Genomic DNA, 23,185 nt, shown 5'->3' with positions numbered 1-23,185 from the left:
CCGCCCCCACACCCTCAGCGGGTGTGCCGCTGAGCAGTCCGGGCCGCTCGGGCTTTGATTGTTTTTTTCGTGTGACACGAACCGCAGACTAGCTTGACGTTGGCCGGGTCCAATGTTGCGCCACCGTCTTTGAGTTCTTGGACGTGATCACCGAACAGGCGAGTACCAGTCCGGCCGCACTGCTGGCAGACAGCACCCCGGCTTTCAATGAGTACGCTCATTAATTTCCGCCATGCAGGTGTCTGATAAAACGGGTCTGCTCGTTTAGGAGCAGGCCGCGCTATCCGTGTGTCTATTGCAGTGAGGCCCGCTGGCACGCATTTAAGGCGTGGTGCCATTTGCTGTGCTCCGGGCAATAAAAAAGGCCGTGTAACCGTTTGGCTGCACGACCCCGCATCATGGTCCTTAAAAAACTGTATTTTGGGGTGTTTGGGAAGAGAAAAATGCAGGGTGTGCAATTTTTTTTGCAATCACCTCAACTGCGCACCTGTGCCAGTCGTGTGCCCGCTTGTGATCTGTGCCCATAACTTTGGCTATTTTCCGCCAGTTCCACCGATGCATTCCGCTGATCGGATGCACTATTAGACGCATATTTATCACACGCCGGTAGTGCTGCTCTGAAGGACCGAAAACCTGCACCCAACTCAATACCTGGTCGAGCCGCGATACTTCGTCAGGCTCCGGGCGCGGCGGCATGATATCACTGTCTAGCCGCCCCACATCTTCCAGATCCCGCACGATGTCTGGCCAGCCGCTGCGGGCTCCGGCAGGACGAAGGCCATTGGCAGGGAGGGCTGCAAGAGTGAATGCCGCTTCCTCTAGCCATTCCGTGACCTGCTGCGGCACATTCTGCGCGAAGTCTATTTGCGTGCTCTTACGCTTCACACTCATGCTGCGGCTGCTTTCTTCACAAAGTCAGAAACTTTAGGAGCTGGGCCGTTGCAGCCGTTTCGCGCCCAATCCTTGATAGCATTCTCACATTCACGCTCTGCAATCTGATCAGCGACCGTGAGAACCGGGGCAGGGATGGCACCTGATGCGATAGCAGCCTGAACTGCTTTTTTGAAATAGCCTAGGTGAGACGCTGGCTTGCCGCTGGCACGCTGCCGGTCAGCTACATCAGCCACCACCGAGAGCACTAACCGCTCAATTTCCTCAGCCGTCAGCCCCTTTGCTAAACCATCCGCAACCCACTGCCGGACGGCAGACCAGTTTCCCATGTCCCGTGCTGGATCAAACCCAGCAGCCTCAAAAGCCTTTGGCCCTAGCACGTTGAACAGAGCGTCTATCGCTTCTTTGCTGGGTTCTGCCTGCTTAGCTAAAGCTAAATTAGTATTAGTTTTATTAGCTAGCTTAGCTATAGGCGCGTGGGTTTTTTGGGTTTCCATGGTTTTCCCTCCCTGAATAGCCATAGGCGGCAAGTGTTTTTGTGCGGGGTCAGTGCGCTCGGTTATGCGTAGTTTTGGCGGTCTACCGCCCTTTGCGCCGTTTGCGCGGTTAGCCAGCGTGCGGCGGCTGGGTTGCTGTTCCGGCCCAAACGAGAGCGTTTCTGATGCATCATCCCATGCGAGCAATTGGGTTTCGCATTGGGTTTTGATGTGGGTTTTCAACTCATCAACCGACATGCGAAACCCAATTGCCGCAACATCAGAAAGCGCGGGAATACGGCCCACGCCAAACGTGACGGAGCCTTCAAAACCCATCTCGCAAATAAAGGCCATGAGCTGGAACCACACGCCCATTGCCGTGTGCCCCAGTGCTTGGAGCCGGATATCTGTTGCCATTGCGAGAATTTGCTTCTCTACGCTCTTGCGGGCCATTTTAAAAAACCTTCAACCGGTAGCCGGTGCCTATCTTTTCCATCACGTCACGTTCCAGCAGGTGCTGTAGCGCCGCTTGCAGTTCATCAGGGTTTGCAGCCAGAAGGCGGCACAGCTCATCCTTCTGCACGGCACGACCAGCAGGCGGCTGGCGCAGCTCCGGCATAACATCACCAATATCCGTGAGCTGTAGCCATGCTGCACGGGCACTTAACGGCAAAAGCACCCAGCGACGGTCTGCCATCACTGAGCGCGCATGTTTGCCGAACCTTTGACGCGGAGGCCTCTTCATTGAAGACTATCCTGCTCAGCCACAACCCATGCTGGGCTGCGTTCATCTTCTTCAAGATCCCGAAACCATGTTGTTTCGTTCGTGAACCGCAAGCGGCATGTGCCTTCTGGACCCTGCCGGTTTTTTGGAATGAGAACCTCTGCCTTGCCCAGCGCCATATTAGTGCGGTTCGTCAAATCACTGGTTCTGTTCGCAAAGTCTTCCATGCTTTCTTTATCTTTGCGGGTAAGGCCTGCATCTAACTGCTTCTTGAGATAGTAATGCTCACGGTGCAGCAGCAGCACCATGTCTGCATCCTGCTCCAGCGCACCGGCGTCACGCAGATCTGACAGCATAGGGCGCTTGTCTTCACGCCGCTCTGTTTCCCGGTTGAGCTGCGCAAGCACAACCACCGGCACGCCCAGCTCAATCCCCAACTGCTTGAGCTGGCCAGAAACTTTAGTGATACGCTCATATGAGCGCTGGTCTTCATAAGCAGATCCGGCAGACATCAGTCCCACATAATCGACTACAATAGCGTGCAGGCCTTTTTTGCTACGCGCCATGCGCCGCGCACGGCTGCGCAACCGTGCGACTGTAATGCGGCTTTGCGTGTCTATCTCAAGCGATAAACTGGCAGCATTGGAAACACCACTTTGCAGATCCCGCCACTGCCACTCAGACAGCACTTGCCTGTCACCCGTTTCAGCATCTTCCGGCACGTCATAACGCCGCCCGGTAAAGACTGCCTGCGTTGACAGACCGGCATATGCGGCACCTGCACGGGCGCCCAACTGCGGCGCTGTCATTTCACCAGACCAGAAAAGCACGCTACTGCCAGCCGCCGCTGTGCGGATAGCAATACCCAGACCCAGAGCCGTTTTGCCCATAGCCGGGCGTGCGCCGATGAGATACATGCCACCCGGCATCATGCCGCCAGTCATGCGGTCCAGCGCACGATACCCCCAAGAAATACCGGCCAAGCCGTTGCCCCGCAAAGCGGCCTCACGCGCATTATCTATAGCGTCCTGCATTGCATCAGTCAGGGCAGAGGTTGGCTGTGCTTCATCTGTGCCACGCGCTAGTTCCAGCAAGCCATTTTCAAGGCTGTCAACAATGTCTGCTGCCGTTTCCGTGCCGGGACGGCAGCACCGGTCGAGTGTTTCTGAGCATGTTTTGAACAAGCACCGCCGCACCCATGCATCACGGATAGCAATGGCGTAAGACTTGGCGTTAACCAGCCCAACAACTGACCGCATGAGCACCTGCAAGTGCTCACCAGCCGAGCGCTTGCCTAGCAGAATATCACCCTCGATGTGTTCGCGTATCGTAATCGGGTCAGCTTCCCGGCCCATGTTTATGATGACACGGATGACCTCAAAAATTCGGCCATAAATCGCCACTGAGAAGTGTTCAGGCTCTACAATTTCATCCACACAAGTGTAGGCCTTGTTATTGAGAAGAATTGCACCAAGCAGCGCCTGCTCAGCCGCAACATTGACCGGCGGTTCACGCAGAACATCACCAAACATGCCACCGTCAGCCATGGTTTTCGTTCCTTGCCAAAGGATAGAAGTAATTCAGCGGCTTGCCGTATCCCAAAAATGACAAAACAGCGCCAAAACCTCGGTCTGCATTCTGAATTTTGGATAGGAGCTTTTCATCTATTCCCATTCGTGCCGCTGCCGCCCTCTGGCTTCCGCACTCACGGACAAAATTCGTCAGTTTTTCTTGAATTTGCTTTTTTGATGCTACGGTTTTTGCATCTGTTAAAGACGGATACCGTAGAACCCGCATAAAGCCAAGCGCCCTTACGACCGCATCATCCAGACTTTTGAGGCTGCGGGTATCCCGCAAGGCCTGTTCGTCTACACCTAAGGCACGGGCAAGCTTTACGGCTGACCCATGCTGCCGGACGGCTGCATTCATGATGCCGCAAAACCCATAACAATCGAGAAGGTTTTTGGACATGCTATTTCTCCCTTACGCAGAGAGGACGCTGGGTAAACCCAGATAACACCCGAACCTGACAGCAGAGATCTGGACGAACTTTGTGCCCCCGTGCGAGAGCTACCGTATTGAGCGGGCGCGGCTGGATATAGTGCCGCCCTGCTATATTACGCTCTCCAAAAGAGCGTACCCGGACTACGTCTTTAGACATGAGCTTTGCGCTCCTGCTTGCTTTTGCGCCGAATACCTAAAGCAGAGCGGCGCTTATAGATGGATTCCTGAGAGATGCCGAGTTCTCTGGCTTGCTCACGGACAGGCACGCCAGCATTTGCCCAGCGGCGCAGTAAGCGGTCCATGCTGTAATTTCTGGCTTCCCAGGCGATAGGACGGTTTGCCATCAGTGCAGATCCCGCCAGCGTTCCAAGCCACGCCACAAACCGCGCAATGGCACTTCATGATTGGGAATAATTGCCCCGTTTTCACGCGGTAGCTGCATGACATGAAGCTGAGTAGCGGCGCTGGCATTTGCAGCATCGCGCAAGGATCGCAGGTGATTGCGTATAATCCGCCCTAAGCACGTTCTGGGTATGCTAAGCCGTTTCCCAATTTCCCGGCTGGAAACGCCACTTTCATGCATAGAAATTATCTGGGGAGTAAGGTGCTGATAGAGGGGCTGCATTACGCCTCCCTCACGGCTGGAAAGACAACATGTGGCTTGCCGTCATCAATTATTTTACGCATGGAAGCCTCAAGTTGAGCAAGCTGAAGCCCAGCTTTCTGCGCGTGGCGCAGAACTGTGTGGGCCTCAGCAATGTCTACTTGCCCGTCTTCCAGGCTTTGCAGGCCCTCTTGCAGAACATCGCTCGTAGCCGCAGCAAATTTGCTCAGATCACGCGGAATATTACCCTCCCCAAAATGCATGGGAATGAGCCGGTAGCCTTCAGCGGCTGCCATGGCAGATAAAATGTGTGGGTGCTGGGCAAGCCGGTCTATTTCTACCGCGACATCGACCGGAGCCATGAGCTGGCTGTTGCGGTTGCGGTATTCACCCAACTGGCTACGCCCGACCCGCACACTTTTTTCTACACTGTCTATACCGCCAGAAGCTTCCAGAGCGGTGATAACGGCGGTTTTGAGGGATGCGACAATATTGGTCATGAACGCACCCCCGCAAAGCAGGCAGCGGTATTGCTACCGCTACCTGTACCGTCCATTGTCGTGCTTTCCACAGCCCCAACAAGGGACGATTCTATGAAAAAGATGGATTTCAGCAGCTTGCCACCACAACTACGCGAGATATGGGAGACCCTTGAAAGCTTGGCGGGCTCTTTAGAAAAGATGAACTTTGCGGTGATGGCGCAAACATCTCTTATCGAGGCATTGATTAGAAACGCGCCACCTAAAGCAGCCTTAGACGCCGCTAAAGAATTAGAGGAGCAAGCAGTGGCTGCGCAGAATGCAGAATACAAGGAATTTGCGCTGGAGCTTTCTAAGAAATATAAAAACATTAGCGAAAACCTTTAATAAGGGTTTCTTCCAATTTCTTTATTTTGCTGGAAACTGGTGCTGTTATTTCAGCCTGTCTTTCCTGCTCTGGCCGCAAAAACCACTGGATAACCCGGCCCCCGCTGCGCTGGAGTTTTGACACAGCGCAGCGGACCAAGCCCCTACGGACAACATCCGGCTGACAGGCAGCAGGCGCGGGCGTACTGGTAGCGTTATGAGTTTTCATGCCGCTGCCCGTACCGTCCACTGTTGCGTCTCCAACAACCCCAACAAGGGACGATTCTATGAACGATGAAGACTGGGAAAACATCCAATGGTCGCGCGTAAGCATTATGAAACGCGTTTTAGCTGAGGTCATCAAACGGATGCCGGAGCAGGACAAAAACGCCATTCTGAGCATGATTGAGGACCATGCCCGCGGGGCAGACCAAAGAAACGGAACTGCGTTTGCCAGCATGGCGCCGGGATACGAGGAGATGATGCACGCAGAGAATGTAGCCGCGCAGGAATTGGCTGACATGATCAAGACCCCGCATCATCACTTGATGGGAAAATACGGCCCCGCGTCGTAACACCTAACGCCCTCGCACCGTGCCGCCTTGCTGAAATTATGCCGATGCTATCATTGCAAGTAACGGCACGGTTTTCATCCTCCTCAATCAGGCCATTGACAAACACCTGGCCGGCGCGAACGCACCGCCGCGCTTTACCGTTACTGCACCCAAGAAGATCAGCTACGGCACGGTACAATATACCCTCACGGACAACATCCGGCTGACAGGCAGCAGGCGCGGGCGTACTGGTAGCGTTATGAGTTTTCATGCTGCCTTTTCCCCATCACTTAAATCCCTGAGTTCAGAAAAAATATCTGGCCGCAGAAGATGTCTCGCTATTCCGCTTGCTGCTTCGATTGCCAAAACACGCGTAGCCGGAATACGACCTTTTGCTTTCCAGCTTTGGACGGTCGAGGGCGGAAGACCAAGCAACCGCCCGGCAGCACGCGTCCCTCCCATGGCAGCAATGGCGTCACGGATAATAGTCATAAGTCATCTGTGCGTTTTTTACGCACAAAACGCAAGCGGAATTTACGCACTGACATGTGCGACGGAATCGCACAATATAAAAAAATGACAGAACTCCATGTAACCCAACGGCTTAAGGCACTCCGCAATCGCGCCGGATACACCGTCCGAGAGTTTGCGGAAGCATTGGGCTACGATGATAAGCACTCTTCTTACAGGACATACGAAACGACCTTTAAAAAAGAGTTTCTTCCAATTCCAATGGTGAAAAATATACTCCCATTGTTAGTTGACCACGGTGAACCTCCCATTACAGCCAATGAGGTATGGTCTCTTGCCGGAGTATCGGCAGATGAAGACGGAATTAAAGCCGCCGTAGATCGTGCCGAGAACGCCAGTAAGATTTCCCGCAAAAATAGAGCGTCCCTTCACATTCGAGAGTTTGATGTGTCTCCTCAGGCTGGAGTTGGCTCGTATATTGATCAACATTGCGGGTTGGCCGAAGGGAACGTGGTTTTGGGTGCGTGGGAAATTCCCAAAAATTATATTGAGAGCTACCTTCCTAACTCGGAAAATCTAGCCATCGTAAGGGTGTCTGGAAATTCTATGGAACCTGAGCTGAACGCAGGAGATCGCGTTCTTGTTGATACCGATCACAAGGTGCCGACCCCCGACGGTCTATATGTAATTTGGAATGGGCTCGGAATTGTTATCAAGCAGATTCAAGTTATCCCTAGATCGGACCCACCGAAAGTGCGGATTATTAGCGTAAACCCTACTTACCCATCAGATGAAGCATATCTTTCAGATGTTATTATTAATGGAAGAGTTGTGGGAAAATGGACTTGGAAATAGGAAAAAGAAATGCGATACATTTTAGGTTTTTTTATTATTTCGATAGCATTTAATTACTTCATAGCTTGGAAATCCAATAGACATCGGATTGGCTGGGCTATTATGGGAATTGTATTGCCAATAGCATCAGGAATGGTGGTGTGGGCTCTCCCTAAGCGAGAAACGGTTGTGCATAATAAACACAAAGATGGATCGCAGGACTTGATACCTAATGGAGACAGTCACTTAGAAGAGCCTACCCAGAAACACCATGATTGTGCAGAGAATAATAAGTTAAAAAATGAAGAAACAACAAATATGGCTGAAATGGATCAGGGGGGGCGACAAGAAAATAATAAGGAAAATCTAAAATTAGAAAAAATTTACGATAATGAACCGAGCAATAATGAGCAAATAAAAAGAGGGATTTTATCCGAAAGCAGGTTTTATATTAAAGGAAGTAAAAAGCCCCTATTTTTAGACGTAGAGACCACAGGTCTTCACGGCAACGATGCAATTGTTAGCATTGGTATTTTTCTTTTATATGCTGAAGAAAGTCAAGAAACCCAGAAATTTAGGTATTTGACTTTCCACTGCATTTTTGATCCATGTAAAAAAAGCCACCCTATTGCCGAGAAAATTCACGGATATGATGACTGGACTTTAAGGCATCAGGAACTGTTCGAGCAAAAAGCAGATGAAATTTTAGAGTTGATAAAAGAAAGCGATCTAATAGTCGCTCATAATGTGAAATTTGACGTAAGATTTCTATCTAATGCCTTTTCTAGAGCAGGAATTGAAATTGGGAAATTAAATACGGCTTGCACGATGGAAATGCATGGAGGCAGTCTTGCCGCATGCGCTGATGCCGTAGGGATTACTAGATCGAGTGGGATACACGATGCGGCTGAGGATGCTGCCATGTGTATGTGTCTTTACCTAAAGTCAATGAGCAATATAAATATTCAACAGCTTTACCCCCTACTCAATATTCCCACTATCACTAATTTTATCTTGCCTCCTCCTAGGCCAGACGGGCCACTCCCACGCCGTAACAACATAAAAAAAAGAAATAAAGTCCTCCTTGGAATTTGAGAGCTAAGAGGGCAAGCGGCTTGGCACAAGACTCAAAATAACAAGACTGTGCGGTTTTTAAGCTTGCAAGCTGTGCGGAAAAAACGCACAGTGTCCCTCATCGCCACCACGCGATGGAGGAATGAATGGCACACAACACTACAACTGACAGCCAAGCAGAAGACGATGAGGAAGGTGAAGCCCCGCACTCTGTCCTGTTTGCACTGGAATTGAATTTCTACAAGCTGACAATAGAACTGCTTAGCAGCCTGCCGATGGGGCCAGCTAAATTTCCGGCAAGGCTCTATGTGCCATATGAGATGACGCGCTCTTGGGTACGGGCCGCAGAGAAATTCGAGAAACCAGATGGGTCTTCTGCTCAATTGATTGCGATGGACGCGGTTTGCGGTGTGTTCAACGCTTACCGTCAAGCTGGCTACCCCCGACTACCTACAGACTCATTTGCAGGCATTTTTAACGATGCCGTTTTGCGGGAAATTTCCGCTATTGGCCCAAGGTATGATCAGGCATTGCAAGGCGGTGCAGCATGACTGCCACCAAGCATTGTAACATGCATAAACACACACAGCATTTTGGACGCGCCTGGCATGACGGAAAAAGAGGTGAGCATGGAAGCCAACAGCGGGCCGGATGTGGGCGCAACGGGGGAAGCCTTCCCCTACTGGGCAGCGCAAGAGGCTTTGAAAACAGCCGAGGTTGCCTTAGCGGAAACCGACAAGTCGAGGGAAAGTCTGGGCAAAACAGCTACATCCCTTATTGGATGGGCCTTGCCGTTGAGCGTGGTTTTTGGGGGCGTGGTGTTTGCGCCAACACTACACATGTCACAGCGCACCGCAGCAGCCGCAGGCTTTGTTCTGACAACAGCCGCCGTGCTATGCGCCTTTCAGGCAGTGCGCGTGCGGAATTGGGCAAATGCTGGCCTTTCTCCCGACCAGTGGCTGCACTTGATAGAGCACCCGCCAGCAGAAGCGTCAGCGCTTTATATAACGCTGGAACGCCTGAAGTCCTTGAACAATGCGCTGCACAGGAACGACCAACTGATAGCCACATGCGGCAAGTTTGTGAGCGTAGCGTGGGTTCTTCTGCTGGCCATGCCTGCAATAGCCTTCCTGTGCGGGCTGATTACAACTTTGGTTTTCTAAAAAAGCGGGACAGGTCTCTGGCCAAGGCGGTCACCTGCTCTACATCGCTTGGCACGTCTCCTATAGTTAGTCCGCCGTTGTCTGCGCCCTTTTGCCCTGTGCGCTGCTCAAAAATAGAGTCCCTGGGCACAAATGAAGGCTTGCCTGTATCTTTAGCTGGCGGCTTTTTGTCGCTCATCAGTTTCCTCATCGAGTCTGTTGCAAGCCTGATGATGGAAGGCGCAGGGGTGTTTGGCAACATGCGCCCCTGCCAGCCCTGCGGCGGTGCAGCATGACCAGTACCCCAGCAAACCTACCCCGCAGCACAGGCGTTTTTGTGCGCCGCTACGTGATTGTAGATAGCCGTGGGCAAACCCGGTCTCTTACTGATGCAGCGCTACGGTCACGCCGCGTGCTGCTTGATATTTACGGCAACAATACCGGCTACCTCATGCAGCATTACCCACTGATAGTGGACGGCACTGTTAGTGATGATTTTGACGTTGACGCTGTTGCTGACAGCCTAAAGCGGCAAGCTTTGTTCAATTCTTATCATATCAATGCCGAATGGAACGCGGCTATGCGCAAGCGAGGCCTGAGAGCATGAGCCAGCCGCAAAGCATAGAACTCATGCGGCACGCCCGTGCAATGATCGGCATGTCCGGCAACATTCATCTGCTCAAAATAGCCAGCACTGATGATTGCCCGGAAGCCGCAGCGGCATGGGCACGGGTTATGTCCGTGCTGGAAACAGAAGCATACGCACTGCAAGACGCCGCCCGCCTAGATAGCGCGGTTGTTACGGCACTTGCAGGCAAGCAGGAATAGAAAAAATGCAGTCTTCTACACAGTTTGAACAAAACCGCGCACAACTAGAGCAGGCGGTGCATAACACAGTAACAGACCCCGCTTTGCGCAATGCAATGCTGCTCAATATTGCCGGAATGGCCGCCGCAATGCAGACGGAAATTCGCATGGTAGATGCTGCATTGCGCACCCACCACGCACGCAACCGGGCACGGGGCTTGGCTGGCTGGATACTGAATGTGCGGGAGTGCGCGGCGTGAGTGTGCAGCAGCTACCTGCCGGGCAACAAGCGGGTATTCTTGCTCTCGCAAAAGCCCCGCGTGGTGAATACATTTATCCGGAAGGACACACCAGCGCACTGTGCAACACAGTGGGTGGCAACGTGCCGCTGGTTGACCGGCTGCGCATTAAAAACCGCTGGCACTACCGCCTGACGCCGCGTGGGTGGGATGCCGCAGCCGAGCTGCAAGAAAGACAGCAGGAATGCAGAAATATCACATAGCCCTGACAGCAGCAGGAAAAGGACGTTACCGGGCCGTGCTGACAGATAATTCTGACAGCAGCCAACAGGTTTTTGACGATGTGTGCCGAGAAACAGTGCGCGGCAAGCCGGTCTATGTTGGCAAAGAAACAGGCCCGATAAGCCTCTGGACAGTCATTGTGCAGAAACGAGGCGATTTCTACAGAATAGACGCAACAGACTACAGGTTTTGGATAATTCGCTTTGATGAATGCGAACTGGACGAAACAGACGGGCAAATGTGCATCCAAGGCTGGGCAAAGCAAGCCAGCTTTTGGGAAGAGATAGAGGGAGGGGTGGCAGCGTGAGTAAGTCAGACTTCGAAAGATCATACGTTACAGATCTTTTGGTCACTGCGCTTCTTGATATTCAAGTAGGCCAAATCATCACATATAAGGAGCTACAATCATTAGTTAATCACGATGTTCAGCGGAAACACCGATATTTTTTGGAAAAATCTGTAACAATCTGTCGCAGAAAGCATAAGCGCGATTTTACCACCATTCATAATGTTGGCTTGCAACGTACACCTGCTCAAGATCTAGCAGAACGCGGCAAAGGGCAGATCAAACGCATCAGGAATGCAGCAAAAAAGGGTGCGGAGATTATGGATACCGCCGATCGGCATGACCTGAACCAGTCTCAAGCGCTTGAGCATGATGCAACACGCGGGATTATTGCAGCTATTCAAACTGCCAGCAAACCGCGAAAGAATACACAAACCCAAAAGGGAAATTCCGACCCACAGGTAACGCTATGACTGTAAACAGGACGGCTGCGGCCTACCGGCTGGATGGCAGGAAGACCGGAACCGTCTGGTTCCACGGTGCCACATGACGCGTTACCGCACTTCATGTCACGACACATCACCCCACAACGCAACGCCACGGGGAGCAAGGCTTCGGTCTTGTTCTCCGGGACGGTGCTTATCGTTCCACGTCGTTCCACGTCGATACGCGCTACGGCACAACACGCCACTGCGCACCACAACACAATGCAACGCCACGGGGAGCAGGGCCGAGGCTCTGTTCTCCGGGACGGTGCTTATCGTTCCTCGATGCCGCACGGCGCGACACGCCACTTCGCGATACTTTACGTCACAACGCACCACAGCACAAAGATAGGTGGGAGGCATTATGCCTCCCACCACCTACCAGGACAAAACAATGATCATTCGCAAATGTAATGTCACCATCAAAGGGGTTTCCCCTTATTCACCATCAAAACCAATGGAGGATAAGCCCAAGGAATATACGCACAAAGACTGGGAGGCGGCTCAGTGGCGCAACAAGGCCCATATTGATGCACGGACAGGGAAAGTGTTTATTCCCTTCATGGCTTTTAAAAAAGCACTGACATCCTCGGCAAAACTGACCATCAGAAAAGTTTCAGGCAAAGGCAACAAAACTTTTTCCAGCATTGTCCAAGCGGGCATTATGATTAATACGCCACTCATTCTGGACATGACCCGTGATGACCTGATCCCGGAAAGCTTTCTCTGCTCCGCTACTGGCGACCCCACAGGTAAGGGCGCACGCGTTATGCGGACATTCCCCCGCATTGATAGCTGGGGCGGAATTTTGACGTTTCACATCTTCCAAGAAGATCTGAGCAAAGATGTGTTTCAGGAGTACCTAGAAGAGGCTGGAATGATGATTGGCGTTGGCCGATTTCGCCCCGAAAATGGCGGCGTGAACGGCAGATTTCAGATCTTAAAAACAGAGTGGGAAACAGCATGACCGACAAAACCACAGGCGTATTCGTGCCTCTTGATGATGGAATGCTTAACGAAAGCCAGATTGCCAAAATCTGCAATCCCAAGAAGAGCATGACAGAAAATCTCCTTGCCATCGGCACCCCTGTCACTGGCGGGGAGCTGGAGAGCCTCGGTTACGCCCGATTGATAGAAAATAACAACATTGGCTGGCAGTTTATTAGCCCTGATCAGATAGGCCATTACGCAGAAAAAGGACAACGTGTTGCCGAGGCAACGCCTATTATTTCTGCCCGCGCACTCCTAGCCGCCCGTGATGCTGAGATTGCGCGGTTGCGGGAGGCTGTCACCAAAACTTCTGCTGCGCTGGAGCGCGTTACAGAAGAGAGAATGACCTCCTATCAAGTAAAAAATGGCAGATGGGTGTCAATTCAGGGGGATGATGGCGAGCGGTGCGACATAATACACAGCGATGTAACGACAGACTGTGAGGCCGCAATAATCGTCGCTCATAAAGCCATGGAAGGCGGTGCGGCGTGAGCGAGAAACCGCAACGTGAGCCAGACGGACACTTTCCTTGCTTTCGGACGTGGGTGAATAAGGCCACATCATGGATTGGCGGAACAAACCCTATCTGCTTTGACGCAAAAGGCCGAAGGTGCCGCATAGGCGCTGATTTTATGCACGCGCGGGATGAAGAAACGTTCCCGGTTTATTTCTGGTTTGGCGAAGGGGACGAGACGCCAGCACAGCAGAAAAAGAGCCAGAAACTAGCAGCAAGAAGAAAGAAATGGGCATGATTGAGCCAACAGCACAAGCATTGCCGCAACTACTCAGTATTAAAGAAGTTTCCGCAATGCTTGGAGTAACAGAGCGTACTGTTTACAGATTGTGCGATGAAGAGGGCTTTCCGTCTAAATACAAACTGAGCGTGCGGTGCATTAGGTGGGACAAAGCCGAAGTTACTGCGTGGCTGGACACACGCCGGACACAAAAGAATGCTGCGTAAGAGTTTATTTTCTCTCACGCCCCAACAGATCACTTGGGGGCGGGAAGCCTTCAAGCAATAAATCTGCATATTCCTGAGCCAGCTTCCGCCTGGCCTCAACATGCTGAGCGCGATTGTATGCCGCCTCAACAGCATTAGCCGGGACGTGCGCAAGCATTAAGTCTATAACGCCCCGATATTCAGGGTGCAGATCATTCATTATTGAAGAGAACGAAGCGCGGAAACCGTGCGGCACATGAATGCCGCCATAGCCAGCCCGCTTCATAAAATAGCTGAGTGTGTTTTCACTCATAGCGCGATGCGCCCAACGGGTATTCGGGAACACCATTGGCCCCCGGCCCGTGAGAATCTGCGCGGTTTGTAAAATCTCAATAGCTTGACGTGACAGCGGCACAGTATGACTGCGCTTCATCTTCATTCTATCAGCCGGAATTTCCCATAAATCACCTTTCCATTCATGCCAGGGCATCCCGTGAACCTCGCCTGGACGAACTGCTGTGATTGCTAAAAATCTGATAGCAAGAATTGTAATTGGGTGCGCAGGCAGGCGCTCAAGAGTACGCAGCATTTCCCGCAGCTCATGCAGATCCGTTATCGCCGGTTGCCGCGCACGCCGCACTGGCTTGAGAGCGCCACGCACAGACTCGGCAGGGTTCGTGTCGGTCAGGCCGCAAGCCATGCCGTAAACGAACACAGCAGACACACGCTGCAAAACGCGGTGCGCTGTCTCTCTCGCATCCCTGCGCTCAATAGACTTAATGACGCTCAAGATCATGGGGGCTGTGATAGAACTAAGTGAAAGCTGTCCCAGCTTTGGCCAGACCATGCGCTCTAAACTGGAACGCACATGCCCGCTGTATTTAGCGGACCAGGACTCACCCTTCAGTGCAAGCCAAGCTTCCGCCACGACCTGAAATCGGTCATTCAGGTTTTCAGCCTCAGCCCGCTTCTGCCGCCGTAGTAAACTGGGGTCTATACCCTCAGAGAGACTTTTCTTGGCTTCATTGCGCTGAAGTCGTGCCTGCTTTGTACTGACGGACGGATAATTGCCAAAAACTAGAACGAGCTCTTTTTTCGCAAAGCGGTATTTAAAGCGCCATGACTTAACGCCGTTTGGCTTTATAAGAAGATACAGGCCTTCACCGTCTGACTTCTTATAGTTTTTAGCCTGCGGTTGTAGATTGCGAATCTCCAATTCAGTCAGCACAGGCCGTACCCCCACATCCCAAAATCGTACCCCGCATTGTACCCCCTAAACCCGCGTCCTTGCATGTCAGAACCTTACGGAACATAACAGGAACAAAAATGACAAAACAAAGGTTTTCTGCGGGAAAATGCAGGCTATTGCAATGATGGTCAATTATGGCTGGTGGACCCGAAAGGATTCGAACCTTCGACCTTCGCCTTCGGAGGGCGACGCTCTATCCAGCTGAGCTACGGGTCCATTGGCCTTTCCCTAGCGCAAAGGTGGCGGGCTGCCAAGGGGCTAAAATACCGCCCCGTCAATAAAGCGCTTAAACGCTACCATGATAACATGGAGCAGGCGTACTATATCTGAGCGATGAATGGCTCAACAGGTACCGCATCAGATGCAAGCTGTCGGGAAAGAGAGGAAACACCATAAAATTAGAGCCAGCAGCGTACTGGTCGCGCACTCTGTCTGAAAGGCTGCTATGGGGTGCAAGCCCTTGCTGGTAGGGGTAAACTGTTCCTATGCTGGGCCAGAATGAAGTGTAGGAGTGCAAGACATGTCTGGAAAACGATCAGCATTTAAACTGGTAGCCGCCTTGGCGTTCTCAGGGTGTGTAGCCGTGCTGGGCAACGCAGGGGCCGCCATGGCACAAACGCCGTTTCATGGTCCAGTATTGAAAGTGCCAGCAGTATCCCCACCAATGACGGCGGTGAATGTTGCGCCGGGTGTTCTGGATTACGATGGTATTCCCACAGTTGAACACGCATCCCCCGCCAATGTGGCAGGCCTGATGGCGTATTGCTATGAGCATAAACTGGTAAAGGACACCACTGTACGGTCTCTAGGCCGCAAACTTGCTGCACGAGATGGCGTTAGTACAGACCCGGCTTATGCGTGGGGCGGGGTTGGCCGGTTGATGCTGGACCATAATGCCATGTTTGATATTACAACTCTCAAACCTAATCTTCAGTCTGCCGTATGCAGCCGTTCTGCATTGCGCGGGCCGGACCTGCTGAAAAGCCGCTGATATTTTTTCAGGAAGACCGTTTTTATGAGTGCACCAGCCCATAATTTGACGCCGCAGGATCTGCTGTCCGCCGTGCAGGGCGTGACGGAGAGCGAGACTGACCTGATAGCCACCTTGGCTAACGTGGCGGCTCTGGTTTTTGAAGCGCTGCCACAGGTCAACTGGGCTGGGTTTTACCTGTTTCGGCAGGGGCAACTGGTGCTTGGTCCTTTTCAGGGGCGAGTAGCCTGCACACGTATTCCGCTAGGCAAAGGGGTGTGTGGTACCGCTGCTCAAAGCCGGACAACGCAATGCGTGGCAGATGTGCACAGCTTCCCCGGCCATATTGCGTGTGATGCAGCTTCTGCGTCTGAAATTGTTGTGCCCTTGGTTGTTGATGACGTGCTGCTAGGGGTGTTGGATATAGATAGCCCTGTTAAGGCGCGTTTTGGCGCAGAGGAGCAGGCGCTCCTTGAGGCTGTGGTAGCGTGTGTTGTCAAAGCTGTGCGCGCAGGCAACGTGCCTTTGCCTCTGGCGTTTTAAGGGCCACTCAGACTGGTGAGTTACAGTCAGGTCTGGCATCCGGGAGGCATTATGCATTTACAAAAAATTATCGGCACAGTCTGTTTGCTTTTAAGCCTGAGTGCAGCAGGGTGTGGTTGGCATAATCCGGGCCCACATTGTGAAGGGCCGCACCCGCATGGTGGTATGGCGCAGGGACCGGGTATGACCGGACCTAACGGGAGTGGCGGACTGGCTGGCACCAGCACCAGCGAATACGGTGCCCGCCCGCATGAAAAGCGGCGTTGCTAATCTTTCCGCATTTCTATGCATATCATGGCATAGTGTTGCCATAAGATAAGGTTATCAAGAACGGAGCACACGGATTTCATGCGTGTGTTTAAAAAGGATTTTAAAAACTATGCGTCAATTCACATTGCTTGCCGCAACGGCTGTTGTTGCGCTGACAACAGGTACCGTGGCACAGGCCGAACCCGGTGGCTGCATAAAATATGGTGCCGCTGGCGCCGTTGGTGGCCACTTGGTGAAGCATGGCGTTTTGGGAGCCGTGGGCGGGTGTGTCACTGGTATGTATCGTCGCCACGAGTATCGTAAGGAAGCCAAACAAAAGGCTGCCTTGTATGATCAGGAACATCCTGGCGCCAAAGGTACGTATCAGGAGAAAGCCACCGCTTATGATGTCGAGCATTCTACCCAGCCGGGCAAGATGACATCTGGCACTCCAGCGCCTACAGCAGGCACACCGCCCGCTGCAGGGCAGCAGGATACGCACTTCTAATTTTGTAGTGTGAAATTGCTGAACGGAACATCAGGCGTCTTCTGGTCAAAGGAAGCCGCCTGCTGCGACCGGCAGACTACTATTTTTTGAAAATCGCGCTCATACCCATGAGGCACGAGACGGGGAGGGCGAAGTGACGTCAGCCTCTACTGTGTCAGCTGAGCTTTTACTTCTCCAGTAGGATACGCTGTGGTTTGTAGGTTGAGATACACCTTTCCATTGCGTAGCATTTCTTCCTGCTGAGGGGTGAGAAGAAGGCTGCCGCTCATGCTGGTGGGTGTTGTCCGATGCACCGTTGCAAATGGCAGCGCTTTTTTATTCTCGGCCGCAGGGCCCTGAAAATGAGCAACTTTCATCGGGCCGCTCAGATCTTTCCAGCTAGCAGTGTAGCGTAGAACATGAGCCGCCGGATAAAAGAGTGTATCTACCTTGCCGCTGGCTTTTGTGGGGGCATTATGGTCAGCCGTGAAGGTGCCGCTATAACGCTCACTCCGTTCTGCGTGGGCAGACGTGGCCAGTGCTGTGACACAAGCCGTAGCCAAAACAGTTTTTAAAAAGCTGGAATAATAAGATCTCATGCTTTTGCTCCGCTCTCTACCTTTAACAAACGGTATGGAGAGATGGTGTCAGGAGCAAGGCAGTTTTTATTCAAAATCCCTTAAGGTACCTTCTTCATCTACAGGCCGCCGCGGGCTGCGTTGAAAATGCACACGCGGTTGTGTTGATGCATTTTCCATTTTCTGGCGAATGGTTTTAATCCACCGCTCTGTTGCGCCATCCTGCATGGCAGGACCCTGTTGTGCGGAATAAGACGGGCGGGATGAAAAAGTCATCGGATTGCTCATGCATAAACTGCCATAAAACGAAGCAGGCTGAGTGAGCCTGCAAGGTAAGGGTAAGCAGACTAGGGAATGCCTGAGCACAAGGTTATACAAGCGCAGTGCAAAATGGGTGTGACGTTTTCTTGAAATTCGGCGCGGACTTTCTGCCCTGAAACTCTTAAAGGCCCAGTAAAGTAAGTTCTTTTTGCAAAGCGGGCGGCAGTGCCGCGTTGCTGCTCCCGCTTGCCAGATCAGGCGGGGCATCTTTGGCCTCCAGATACCGCCAGCCCTGAAAAGGCCGTAAGGCTCTGGGTTCAACCCGAATGATTTTTGGCTCCAGTAAAATCAGAGTGCCTTGGGTGCCATCGGGGCGCGTTTCGGTCTGGATATCCAGTACGCGCTGGCGGCAAAGGATAAGGCCGCTGATCACACGGTACAGGGAACCACCCGCCAGTATCTCATCGCTGCGTTTGGGGAAGGAGCGCGTATGCACAACGGGTAGCGCGCCATATTCGGGGTGCATCCGGCAGTTCTGGGCGGATTTCTGGCGTTCGGCCAGTTCTTCCAGAGAGGAGACGCCAACAACCAGCTTGATGAGATTAAGCATACCCCCAGATTAGAACAAAATGGGCACAACGCCTACAGTGTTTTGTAAAGTGGTTCTGAAAAAACGAGCGAGGCGTTTGCCCGCAAGCGCCTCGCTTTTTTCAGAGCAAGGCAGAGGTTAGAGAGACTGCGCCTGCTGTATAAAATTGTTCAGGAAACGCTGCACATCAACCTTCTGCACCAGCGTGACTTCTCTGACATGCTGGCTGCGGGGGGCCATGTCTTTGGCCCAGACACGGGCATGGCCATAGTGGCTCCCTTGGCTGGTATCAATATCCATATATGCTTTTACGGAGTGCTGCACGAGGGATGGGTCAGCCGCAATAGCGGCCGTCAACTCATCCCACATGGGCAACGGGGAATAGTATTTGCTGAGATAGGCCGTAACAGGCGTGTTTTTCTTGGCAATGCGGGCCATGTACTCTTTGCTCATGGCAATATCATTGGAAATATTGCCCACAACGGTAATGGCGGGCCAGGGCGCGGTCAGGGTAATGTGGGCGGCTTCCGGGTCAAAAATCATGTTAAAGTCTGAGGCAAAGTTTGCGTTGCCGGTTACAGAGATCAGGTCCGTATCCAGCAGGCCACCCATAAAGACCAGTTGCTTGGCCGTAGCGGCAAAAGTGGGGTCCAGCCGGATGGCCAGCGCCAGATTAGTGAGCGGGCCAGCAGCCAGAATGGTGACCTGATGGGGGTGTTGATGCACGGCCCGTATCATGAAAAGGGCCGCATTTTCAGGCGAGGCCGCAGTGCTGGGTAGGCCCTCTGCCAGTTTAGGGAGAGCGGGCTGGGTTTCGGAAGCTTTTGCACTATCGCCCAGTCCCCCCCATGCGCCTTTCCACGGAATACGGCCAAACTCCTGTTCATGCAGGCGCATTAATGCCACCGTGTTCAGCAGCGGATAAACTGCGCCGTCAGAGACAGGAATATCTGCTTTATTAGCAATTTCCAGAAAGCGGCGCAGATGCGCTGACTCGGCGTTCTCCCAGTCATCCCCGGTTGTGACGGTAAAACCCAGTACCTTGATGTGTGGGTCAGCTAAAAGAGGAATGGTGGACTGAATGTCAGACCCACCCGGCCCCAGAAAATCATTATCCTCAATAATCAGGGTTGGTTCCTGCGTGCCTTCCGCCCGTGCGGGCTGGGCTGTCAGGCTCCATCCAAGCACCAGAGTGCAGGCTGCGGTCAGACCAAGGCGGGTAAAACGGGACAGGGTGGATGGATGCATGGGGAAAGCCTCGAACACAGAAAAATCCCCGCAGGCTGGTATCGGCCAAGGCCTGATGGGCGGTGATAGCAGTATAGAGAAGGCTTTAAGGCCAAAAAAAGAGCTTTATGTCTGTTGGCCTATAAAAAACAGGCCAACTTTTTTAAGAGCGCTTCAAGGTGCCTATGGACGACCTTGTTTTATACGACCAGCGCGTGCAGCAAAGCCTCAAGGCGCAGGCGGCCTTCAGGGGTGGCGGACAGTGTTGTTGCCGTGCGGTGCAGATAATTTTCTTCCAGCGCGGCCTGTAGAATGGTGGGGTCAGTCGCCTGCTCCAGTGTCAGGCCGGTGCGGGCGGCAAAACGGGGCAGGGATATCCCCTCCTTCACCCGCAGTCCCATAAGCAGCATTTCACGGGCGCGCTCCTGCGGGTCCAGTCTGTCCTGTGATGTCTGCCCGGTGCCTGTGCGTTCCACAAGGTCGGCCCATGGTTCAGGTGCGCGGTGGCGGCGCGTGGCAAAAAGAGCATCACCCTCCGTAACGCGGCCATGAGCACCGGGGCCAAGGCCCAAGTAATCTCCATAGCGCCAATATGTCAGGTTATGGCGGCTTTCACTTCCCGGTCGGGCGTAGTTTGAGACCTCATAATCCGTCAGCCCGTGGCGTGCGGTAATCTCGGCCGTTTCTTCATACAGGGCTGCGGCTTCATCTTCGTCGGGTAGGGTAAAGGCCCCTGTACGGTAAAGCGCCTCAAACTTGGTGCCGGGTTCAATGGTCAACTGGTAGAGGGACACATGGTCTGCGACCAGCCGCAGCGCGGTGTCCAACTCCTGCCGCCAGTCTGTCAGGGATTGGCCGGGCCGGGCGTAAATCAGGTCAAACGTAATGCGGGGAAAAAGCTTGCGGGCGGTTTCAAGCGCCGCCAGAGCCTGTGGGGCAGAATGCTCGCGCCCCAGAAATTTCAGGGCGGCATCATCAAGGGCCTGAATCCCTAGGGATACCCGGTTGACCCCCGCTTGCCGGAAGCCTGCTAACCGCCCGGCTTCAACGCTGGTGGGGTTTGCTTCCAGCGTTATTTCCAGATCTGGCAGCGGCTCAAACAGGGAGGTCGCGTCTTCAATAAGAGCGGCTACGCTTTCTGGCGCCATGAGGGAGGGTGTTCCGCCCCCAAAAAAGATCGATCCCAGTTTGCGGCGGCCCAGACGCGCAGCATCATGCGCAAGTTCTGTCCGGAGGGCACGTGCAAAACGGGCTTCAGGTATTTGAGCCCGTACGTGGGAGTTAAAATCACAGTACGGGCATTTGGCCAGACAAAAAGGCCAGTGGATGTAAAGTGCCAGAGGCTCGGAAGGCTGGGTCAGATTGCCACCTTCACGCCCAACTGCACCACGCGGTCTGGCGGGATGCGGAAGAACTCCATGCTGGAAGTCGAGTTACGCGCCATGAACAGGAACAGGGACATCCGCCAGTGTGACAGGCGCGGCACGGAAGAGCGGGTGATCAGTTCACGGGATGTAAAATAGGACGCTTGCAGCGCGTCAAAATCCACACCGTTAGCTTTCAGGTCTTCCAGTGCGCGGGGAATGTTGGGCATTTCCATAAAGCCGTAACGCAGGATGATACGGTAGATATTGGGAGCCAGTTCTTCAACGGACACACGGTGCCCACGGTCGGCTTCCGGTTGATCAAGGTTCTGCACGGTAACGAACAGAACATGGTCATGCAGGATCTTGTTATGGCGCAAGTTGTGCAACAGGCAGGGCGGCACGAAGTCCGGCGTACCCGTCATGAACACGGCCATGCCGGGCACACGAATGATACGAGACTGCGGCAGGCGGGCAATAAAAGAGCCCATTGGCAGGCTATCCTGCCGCTGGCGGCCGACAATCAGGCCACGGCCTTTTTTCCAAGTGGTCATCATCAGGGTCAGCACACAGCCCAGCAGGACCGGTACCCAGCCACCATCTGGTATTTTCAGGGCGTTGGCCGAAAAGAAGATCAGATCCAGCAGGAAGAAGCTGCCAAACACCGCAGCAACCTTGCCGACAGACCACTTGAAGTGGTGACGGAACACCACAATGGCCAGAATAGAGGTGCAGATGAAAGTACCGGTTACAGCAATGCCGTAGGCGGATGCCAAGGCATCGGAACTGCGGAAGGCAACCACCAGTAATACGGCACCCACGGCAAGAAAGCGGTTGAAGTCTGGCAGATAGATCTGCCCTTCTTCATCCGCATTGGTATGGGTAATGCGCAGGCGCGGCATATAGCCAAGCTGGATAAGCTGGCGGCAGATGGAGAACCCGCCCGAAATACCGGCCTGACTGGCAATGACGGTAGCAAGGGTTGAAAGCACAACCATTGGTACCTGCATCCAGTGCGGGCAGAGCAGGAAGAAGGGATTGGCGAGCGCCTTGGGGTCTGCAATGACCAGAGCCGCCTGCCCGAAATAGTTGAGCACCAGCATGGGCAGCACAAAAAACAGCCACGCATACCGAATAGGCGCGCGGCCAAAGTGTCCCATATCAGCATAAAGCGCTTCTGCCCCGGTGACGCACAGAACCACTGAGCCTAACGCTAAAAACGACAGTTTGCCGTGGTAGAACACGAACTCCAGCGCATAGGTGGGAGAGAGTGCCATAAGAATGGCAGGGTGATGGAGCACTTCCAGCAGCCCCATAACACCCAATGTGCCAAACCAGAGCAGCATGACCGGACCAAAAATGGTCCCCACACGCCCGGTACCCACCCACTGCACACTGAACAGGCTGATGATAACCAGAATGGCAACGGGAATAACAAAGTCATGTGCTGCCGGGACGGTCACCTCCACCCCTTCAATGGCGGACAGCACGGAGATAGCCGGGGTAATAATCCCGTCCCCAAAAAACAGACAGGCCCCCACAATACCCACAAGCCCAAGGCCTATGCGTGTTTTGGGGCTGGAGGCTACACGCTGGGCCAGAGAGGTGATGGCAAGAATACCCCCCTCTCCATTATGGTCGGCCCGCATGATCAGCAGCACGTACTTGACGGTAACAACCAGAATGAGCGTCCAGAAGATCAGGCTTGCAACCCCCATGATCTCCCACGGTTCTACAGAGTGATGGCCGGAGATGACCTCAACCGTAGAGCGGAAAGCATAAAGCGGGCTGGTCCCGATATCCCCATAAACAACACCCAGAACACCCAGGAGTGCTGCAAACCCTACGGGTGCGGCGGTATGCTGGGGTTGGTCTGCGTCAAAGTCCGTAATATGGCGCGGGTTGTGCGACCCCGTGGCCCCGGTTGCGCCCGCTGCGGTTGCATCAGGCTTGTGCGCATCGGGAGATGTGCTGGCTTGATCGGTCATGTCAGTTCAGGCTCCACAATGCACAGGGAAAG

Annotated in this window: 38 protein-coding genes and 1 tRNA gene; 20 read left to right on the top strand and 19 right to left on the bottom strand. The window is 53.3% G+C overall.

Annotation, left to right across the window (positions count from 1 at the left end):
* Positions 1–14 precede the first annotated feature (14 nt).
* The 9 genes from ACTIDN_RS06420 to ACTIDN_RS06380 all read right to left on the bottom strand — a co-directional run bounded on the left by ACTIDN_RS06420 (position 15) and on the right by ACTIDN_RS06380 (position 5,199).
* A complete protein-coding gene (locus tag ACTIDN_RS06420; RefSeq protein WP_441376434.1) occupies positions 15–221 on the bottom strand; it encodes an HNH endonuclease signature motif containing protein in 207 nt (68 codons plus the stop codon).
* Positions 222–405: 184 nt separating this feature from the next.
* Positions 406–891: a DUF6362 family protein gene (locus ACTIDN_RS06415; RefSeq protein WP_441376404.1), complete on the bottom strand. Its 486-nt coding sequence runs from the start codon at positions 889–891 to the stop codon at positions 406–408.
* Complete coding sequence (locus ACTIDN_RS06410) at positions 888–1,820, bottom strand: hypothetical protein (protein ID WP_441376403.1); 933 nt, start codon at positions 1,818–1,820, stop codon at positions 888–890. The genes ACTIDN_RS06415 and ACTIDN_RS06410 overlap by 4 nt, the downstream gene beginning before the upstream one ends.
* Before the next feature lies 1 nt (position 1,821).
* Positions 1,822–2,064 (bottom strand): hypothetical protein, encoded by a 243-nt coding sequence (locus ACTIDN_RS06405; protein ID WP_415507187.1) that lies wholly within the window; start codon positions 2,062–2,064, stop codon positions 1,822–1,824.
* Positions 2,065–2,108: 44 nt separating this feature from the next.
* A complete protein-coding gene (locus tag ACTIDN_RS06400) occupies positions 2,109–3,638 on the bottom strand; it encodes a DnaB-like helicase C-terminal domain-containing protein (RefSeq protein ID WP_441376402.1) in 1,530 nt (509 codons plus the stop codon).
* Complete coding sequence (locus ACTIDN_RS06395) at positions 3,631–4,062, bottom strand: hypothetical protein (RefSeq protein ID WP_441376401.1); 432 nt, start codon at positions 4,060–4,062, stop codon at positions 3,631–3,633. Before ACTIDN_RS06395 ends, ACTIDN_RS06400 begins: the two co-directional genes overlap by 8 nt.
* Positions 4,063–4,244: 182 nt before the next feature.
* Entirely contained in the window at positions 4,245–4,439 is a 195-nt protein-coding gene (locus ACTIDN_RS06390; RefSeq protein WP_441376400.1) for a hypothetical protein, read from the bottom strand.
* The gene (locus tag ACTIDN_RS06385) at positions 4,439–4,582 is read right to left on the bottom strand and encodes a hypothetical protein (protein WP_441376399.1); all 144 of its coding nucleotides are present in this window, start codon (positions 4,580–4,582) and stop codon (positions 4,439–4,441) included. The genes ACTIDN_RS06390 and ACTIDN_RS06385 overlap by 1 nt, the downstream gene beginning before the upstream one ends.
* A gap of 137 nt (positions 4,583–4,719) precedes the next feature.
* Complete coding sequence (locus ACTIDN_RS06380; RefSeq protein ID WP_441376398.1) at positions 4,720–5,199, bottom strand: hypothetical protein; 480 nt, start codon at positions 5,197–5,199, stop codon at positions 4,720–4,722.
* Between the two features lie 93 nt (positions 5,200–5,292).
* Here ACTIDN_RS06380 and ACTIDN_RS06375 point away from each other — a divergent pair, with 93 nt between their 5' ends.
* Positions 5,293–5,565, top strand: a complete 273-nt coding sequence (locus ACTIDN_RS06375) for a hypothetical protein (protein ID WP_441376397.1) — start codon at positions 5,293–5,295, stop codon at positions 5,563–5,565.
* Here the strand turns inward: ACTIDN_RS06375 and ACTIDN_RS06370 are convergent.
* Positions 5,549–5,878: a hypothetical protein gene (locus ACTIDN_RS06370; RefSeq protein WP_441376396.1), complete on the bottom strand. Its 330-nt coding sequence runs from the start codon at positions 5,876–5,878 to the stop codon at positions 5,549–5,551. The genes ACTIDN_RS06375 and ACTIDN_RS06370 overlap by 17 nt on opposite strands.
* Position 5,879: 1 nt before the next feature.
* Here ACTIDN_RS06370 and ACTIDN_RS06365 point away from each other — a divergent pair, with 1 nt between their 5' ends.
* Complete coding sequence (locus tag ACTIDN_RS06365) at positions 5,880–6,119, top strand: hypothetical protein (RefSeq protein WP_441376395.1); 240 nt, start codon at positions 5,880–5,882, stop codon at positions 6,117–6,119.
* A gap of 246 nt (positions 6,120–6,365) precedes the next feature.
* Here ACTIDN_RS06365 and ACTIDN_RS06360 read toward each other — a convergent pair whose 3' ends face one another.
* Entirely contained in the window at positions 6,366–6,590 is a 225-nt protein-coding gene (locus ACTIDN_RS06360) for a transcriptional regulator (protein WP_441376394.1), read from the bottom strand.
* Between the two features lie 54 nt (positions 6,591–6,644).
* Between ACTIDN_RS06360 and ACTIDN_RS06355 the strand changes: the two genes are divergently transcribed.
* From ACTIDN_RS06355 to ACTIDN_RS06290, 14 genes are all read left to right on the top strand, one after another.
* Complete coding sequence (locus tag ACTIDN_RS06355; RefSeq protein ID WP_441376393.1) at positions 6,645–7,424, top strand: S24 family peptidase; 780 nt, start codon at positions 6,645–6,647, stop codon at positions 7,422–7,424.
* Positions 7,425–7,433: 9 nt separating this feature from the next.
* The gene (locus tag ACTIDN_RS06350; RefSeq protein ID WP_441376392.1) at positions 7,434–8,498 is read left to right on the top strand and encodes a 3'-5' exonuclease; all 1,065 of its coding nucleotides are present in this window, start codon (positions 7,434–7,436) and stop codon (positions 8,496–8,498) included.
* Positions 8,499–8,623: 125 nt separating this feature from the next.
* Positions 8,624–9,028, top strand: coding sequence for a hypothetical protein (locus ACTIDN_RS06345; protein WP_441376391.1), 405 nt, complete (start codon positions 8,624–8,626; stop codon positions 9,026–9,028).
* A 57-nt stretch (positions 9,029–9,085) separates the two neighbouring features.
* Positions 9,086–9,640: a hypothetical protein gene (locus ACTIDN_RS06340; RefSeq protein WP_441376390.1), complete on the top strand. Its 555-nt coding sequence runs from the start codon at positions 9,086–9,088 to the stop codon at positions 9,638–9,640.
* A 140-nt stretch (positions 9,641–9,780) separates the two neighbouring features.
* The gene (locus ACTIDN_RS06335; protein WP_441376389.1) at positions 9,781–9,915 is read left to right on the top strand and encodes a hypothetical protein; all 135 of its coding nucleotides are present in this window, start codon (positions 9,781–9,783) and stop codon (positions 9,913–9,915) included.
* Entirely contained in the window at positions 9,912–10,226 is a 315-nt protein-coding gene (locus ACTIDN_RS06330) for a hypothetical protein (RefSeq protein ID WP_441376388.1), read from the top strand. Before ACTIDN_RS06335 ends, ACTIDN_RS06330 begins: the two co-directional genes overlap by 4 nt.
* The gene (locus ACTIDN_RS06325) at positions 10,223–10,447 is read left to right on the top strand and encodes a hypothetical protein (RefSeq protein ID WP_441376387.1); all 225 of its coding nucleotides are present in this window, start codon (positions 10,223–10,225) and stop codon (positions 10,445–10,447) included. The genes ACTIDN_RS06330 and ACTIDN_RS06325 overlap by 4 nt, the downstream gene beginning before the upstream one ends.
* A 5-nt stretch (positions 10,448–10,452) precedes the next feature.
* Positions 10,453–10,686, top strand: coding sequence for a hypothetical protein (locus ACTIDN_RS06320; RefSeq protein WP_441376386.1), 234 nt, complete (start codon positions 10,453–10,455; stop codon positions 10,684–10,686).
* A complete protein-coding gene (locus ACTIDN_RS06315) occupies positions 10,683–10,928 on the top strand; it encodes a hypothetical protein (RefSeq protein ID WP_441376385.1) in 246 nt (81 codons plus the stop codon). The genes ACTIDN_RS06320 and ACTIDN_RS06315 overlap by 4 nt, the downstream gene beginning before the upstream one ends.
* Positions 10,910–11,254, top strand: a complete 345-nt coding sequence (locus ACTIDN_RS06310; protein ID WP_441376384.1) for a hypothetical protein — start codon at positions 10,910–10,912, stop codon at positions 11,252–11,254. Before ACTIDN_RS06315 ends, ACTIDN_RS06310 begins: the two co-directional genes overlap by 19 nt.
* Positions 11,251–11,706, top strand: a complete 456-nt coding sequence (locus tag ACTIDN_RS06305) for a hypothetical protein (protein ID WP_441376383.1) — start codon at positions 11,251–11,253, stop codon at positions 11,704–11,706. The genes ACTIDN_RS06310 and ACTIDN_RS06305 overlap by 4 nt, the downstream gene beginning before the upstream one ends.
* Positions 11,707–12,082: 376 nt before the next feature.
* On the top strand, positions 12,083–12,685 hold the full coding sequence (locus ACTIDN_RS06300; RefSeq protein ID WP_441376382.1) for a hypothetical protein: 603 nt from the start codon (positions 12,083–12,085) through the stop codon (positions 12,683–12,685).
* Complete coding sequence (locus tag ACTIDN_RS06295) at positions 12,682–13,200, top strand: hypothetical protein (RefSeq protein ID WP_441376381.1); 519 nt, start codon at positions 12,682–12,684, stop codon at positions 13,198–13,200. The genes ACTIDN_RS06300 and ACTIDN_RS06295 overlap by 4 nt, the downstream gene beginning before the upstream one ends.
* Before the next feature lie 250 nt (positions 13,201–13,450).
* Entirely contained in the window at positions 13,451–13,669 is a 219-nt protein-coding gene (locus ACTIDN_RS06290) for a helix-turn-helix transcriptional regulator (protein ID WP_441376380.1), read from the top strand.
* A 4-nt stretch (positions 13,670–13,673) separates the two neighbouring features.
* Here the strand turns inward: ACTIDN_RS06290 and ACTIDN_RS06285 are convergent, their stop codons facing one another.
* Together ACTIDN_RS06285 and ACTIDN_RS06280 are read right to left on the bottom strand one after the other, a co-directional pair.
* Complete coding sequence (locus ACTIDN_RS06285) at positions 13,674–14,876, bottom strand: tyrosine-type recombinase/integrase (RefSeq protein WP_441376379.1); 1,203 nt, start codon at positions 14,874–14,876, stop codon at positions 13,674–13,676.
* Between the two features lie 160 nt (positions 14,877–15,036).
* Positions 15,037–15,113, bottom strand: a tRNA-Arg gene (locus ACTIDN_RS06280).
* 304 nt (positions 15,114–15,417) lie between these two features.
* On the opposite strand from ACTIDN_RS06280, the gene ACTIDN_RS06275 reads away from it, so the two are divergent.
* The 4 genes from ACTIDN_RS06275 to ACTIDN_RS06260 all read left to right on the top strand — a co-directional run bounded on the left by ACTIDN_RS06275 (position 15,418) and on the right by ACTIDN_RS06260 (position 17,167).
* Positions 15,418–15,888 (top strand): hypothetical protein, encoded by a 471-nt coding sequence (locus ACTIDN_RS06275; protein ID WP_441376378.1) that lies wholly within the window; start codon positions 15,418–15,420, stop codon positions 15,886–15,888.
* A 24-nt stretch (positions 15,889–15,912) separates the two neighbouring features.
* On the top strand, positions 15,913–16,410 hold the full coding sequence (locus ACTIDN_RS06270; RefSeq protein ID WP_441376377.1) for a GAF domain-containing protein: 498 nt from the start codon (positions 15,913–15,915) through the stop codon (positions 16,408–16,410).
* Between the two features lie 51 nt (positions 16,411–16,461).
* Positions 16,462–16,680 (top strand): hypothetical protein, encoded by a 219-nt coding sequence (locus ACTIDN_RS06265; RefSeq protein ID WP_441376376.1) that lies wholly within the window; start codon positions 16,462–16,464, stop codon positions 16,678–16,680.
* Between the two features lie 109 nt (positions 16,681–16,789).
* Positions 16,790–17,167, top strand: a complete 378-nt coding sequence (locus tag ACTIDN_RS06260) for a hypothetical protein (protein ID WP_415507212.1) — start codon at positions 16,790–16,792, stop codon at positions 17,165–17,167.
* Between the two features lie 146 nt (positions 17,168–17,313).
* Here ACTIDN_RS06260 and ACTIDN_RS06255 read toward each other — a convergent pair whose 3' ends face one another.
* The 6 genes from ACTIDN_RS06255 to ACTIDN_RS06230 form a co-directional block, all read right to left on the bottom strand.
* Positions 17,314–17,745 (bottom strand): CHRD domain-containing protein, encoded by a 432-nt coding sequence (locus tag ACTIDN_RS06255; protein WP_441376375.1) that lies wholly within the window; start codon positions 17,743–17,745, stop codon positions 17,314–17,316.
* 66 nt (positions 17,746–17,811) lie between these two features.
* Positions 17,812–18,012 carry a hypothetical protein gene (locus ACTIDN_RS06250; RefSeq protein ID WP_441376374.1) on the bottom strand — a complete coding sequence of 67 codons (201 nt, stop codon included), beginning with the start codon at positions 18,010–18,012 and terminating at the stop codon, positions 17,812–17,814.
* A 154-nt stretch (positions 18,013–18,166) separates the two neighbouring features.
* Positions 18,167–18,595 carry a DUF1489 family protein gene (locus tag ACTIDN_RS06245; RefSeq protein WP_415507215.1) on the bottom strand — a complete coding sequence of 143 codons (429 nt, stop codon included), beginning with the start codon at positions 18,593–18,595 and terminating at the stop codon, positions 18,167–18,169.
* A gap of 117 nt (positions 18,596–18,712) precedes the next feature.
* On the bottom strand, positions 18,713–19,822 hold the full coding sequence (locus ACTIDN_RS06240) for a nucleoside hydrolase (protein WP_441376373.1): 1,110 nt from the start codon (positions 19,820–19,822) through the stop codon (positions 18,713–18,715).
* A gap of 179 nt (positions 19,823–20,001) precedes the next feature.
* The gene (gene hemW / locus ACTIDN_RS06235; protein WP_441376433.1) at positions 20,002–21,162 is read right to left on the bottom strand and encodes a radical SAM family heme chaperone HemW; all 1,161 of its coding nucleotides are present in this window, start codon (positions 21,160–21,162) and stop codon (positions 20,002–20,004) included.
* Complete coding sequence (locus ACTIDN_RS06230) at positions 21,159–23,153, bottom strand: potassium transporter Kup (protein WP_415507217.1); 1,995 nt, start codon at positions 23,151–23,153, stop codon at positions 21,159–21,161. The genes hemW and ACTIDN_RS06230 overlap by 4 nt, the downstream gene beginning before the upstream one ends.
* Between the last annotated feature and the right edge of the window lie 32 nt (positions 23,154–23,185).

The sequence above is a fragment of the Acetobacter sp. genome (assembly GCF_052102375.1).
GTDB lineage: Bacteria > Pseudomonadota > Alphaproteobacteria > Acetobacterales > Acetobacteraceae > Acetobacter.
Note: the sequence above shows the minus strand (reverse complement) of the source record. Positions and strands in the feature narration are given on the sequence as shown.

Coding starts and splice junctions, on each gene's coding strand:
- ACTIDN_RS06420 (WP_441376434.1), bottom strand. CDS start 221: ATGAGCGTACTCATTGAAAGCCGGGGTGCTGTCTGCCAGCAGTGCGGC.
- ACTIDN_RS06415 (WP_441376404.1), bottom strand. CDS start 891: ATGAGTGTGAAGCGTAAGAGCACGCAAATAGACTTCGCGCAGAATGTG.
- ACTIDN_RS06410 (WP_441376403.1), bottom strand. CDS start 1,820: ATGGCCCGCAAGAGCGTAGAGAAGCAAATTCTCGCAATGGCAACAGAT.
- ACTIDN_RS06405 (WP_415507187.1), bottom strand. CDS start 2,064: ATGGCAGACCGTCGCTGGGTGCTTTTGCCGTTAAGTGCCCGTGCAGCA.
- ACTIDN_RS06400 (WP_441376402.1), bottom strand. CDS start 3,638: ATGGCTGACGGTGGCATGTTTGGTGATGTTCTGCGTGAACCGCCGGTC.
- ACTIDN_RS06395 (WP_441376401.1), bottom strand. CDS start 4,062: ATGTCCAAAAACCTTCTCGATTGTTATGGGTTTTGCGGCATCATGAAT.
- ACTIDN_RS06390 (WP_441376400.1), bottom strand. CDS start 4,439: ATGGCAAACCGTCCTATCGCCTGGGAAGCCAGAAATTACAGCATGGAC.
- ACTIDN_RS06380 (WP_441376398.1), bottom strand. CDS start 5,199: ATGACCAATATTGTCGCATCCCTCAAAACCGCCGTTATCACCGCTCTG.
- ACTIDN_RS06375 (WP_441376397.1), top strand. CDS start 5,293: ATGAAAAAGATGGATTTCAGCAGCTTGCCACCACAACTACGCGAGATA.
- ACTIDN_RS06370 (WP_441376396.1), bottom strand. CDS start 5,878: ATGCTTACGCGCGACCATTGGATGTTTTCCCAGTCTTCATCGTTCATA.
- ACTIDN_RS06365 (WP_441376395.1), top strand. CDS start 5,880: ATGAAACGCGTTTTAGCTGAGGTCATCAAACGGATGCCGGAGCAGGAC.
- ACTIDN_RS06360 (WP_441376394.1), bottom strand. CDS start 6,590: ATGACTATTATCCGTGACGCCATTGCTGCCATGGGAGGGACGCGTGCT.
- ACTIDN_RS06355 (WP_441376393.1), top strand. CDS start 6,645: ATGTGCGACGGAATCGCACAATATAAAAAAATGACAGAACTCCATGTA.
- ACTIDN_RS06350 (WP_441376392.1), top strand. CDS start 7,434: ATGCGATACATTTTAGGTTTTTTTATTATTTCGATAGCATTTAATTAC.
- ACTIDN_RS06345 (WP_441376391.1), top strand. CDS start 8,624: ATGGCACACAACACTACAACTGACAGCCAAGCAGAAGACGATGAGGAA.
- ACTIDN_RS06340 (WP_441376390.1), top strand. CDS start 9,086: ATGACGGAAAAAGAGGTGAGCATGGAAGCCAACAGCGGGCCGGATGTG.
- ACTIDN_RS06330 (WP_441376388.1), top strand. CDS start 9,912: ATGACCAGTACCCCAGCAAACCTACCCCGCAGCACAGGCGTTTTTGTG.
- ACTIDN_RS06325 (WP_441376387.1), top strand. CDS start 10,223: ATGAGCCAGCCGCAAAGCATAGAACTCATGCGGCACGCCCGTGCAATG.
- ACTIDN_RS06320 (WP_441376386.1), top strand. CDS start 10,453: ATGCAGTCTTCTACACAGTTTGAACAAAACCGCGCACAACTAGAGCAG.
- ACTIDN_RS06310 (WP_441376384.1), top strand. CDS start 10,910: ATGCAGAAATATCACATAGCCCTGACAGCAGCAGGAAAAGGACGTTAC.
- ACTIDN_RS06300 (WP_441376382.1), top strand. CDS start 12,083: ATGCCTCCCACCACCTACCAGGACAAAACAATGATCATTCGCAAATGT.
- ACTIDN_RS06295 (WP_441376381.1), top strand. CDS start 12,682: ATGACCGACAAAACCACAGGCGTATTCGTGCCTCTTGATGATGGAATG.
- ACTIDN_RS06290 (WP_441376380.1), top strand. CDS start 13,451: ATGGGCATGATTGAGCCAACAGCACAAGCATTGCCGCAACTACTCAGT.
- ACTIDN_RS06275 (WP_441376378.1), top strand. CDS start 15,418: ATGTCTGGAAAACGATCAGCATTTAAACTGGTAGCCGCCTTGGCGTTC.
- ACTIDN_RS06270 (WP_441376377.1), top strand. CDS start 15,913: ATGAGTGCACCAGCCCATAATTTGACGCCGCAGGATCTGCTGTCCGCC.
- ACTIDN_RS06265 (WP_441376376.1), top strand. CDS start 16,462: ATGCATTTACAAAAAATTATCGGCACAGTCTGTTTGCTTTTAAGCCTG.
- ACTIDN_RS06260 (WP_415507212.1), top strand. CDS start 16,790: ATGCGTCAATTCACATTGCTTGCCGCAACGGCTGTTGTTGCGCTGACA.
- ACTIDN_RS06255 (WP_441376375.1), bottom strand. CDS start 17,745: ATGAGATCTTATTATTCCAGCTTTTTAAAAACTGTTTTGGCTACGGCT.
- ACTIDN_RS06250 (WP_441376374.1), bottom strand. CDS start 18,012: ATGAGCAATCCGATGACTTTTTCATCCCGCCCGTCTTATTCCGCACAA.
- ACTIDN_RS06245 (WP_415507215.1), bottom strand. CDS start 18,595: ATGCTTAATCTCATCAAGCTGGTTGTTGGCGTCTCCTCTCTGGAAGAA.
- ACTIDN_RS06240 (WP_441376373.1), bottom strand. CDS start 19,822: ATGCATCCATCCACCCTGTCCCGTTTTACCCGCCTTGGTCTGACCGCA.
- ACTIDN_RS06230 (WP_415507217.1), bottom strand. CDS start 23,153: ATGACCGATCAAGCCAGCACATCTCCCGATGCGCACAAGCCTGATGCA.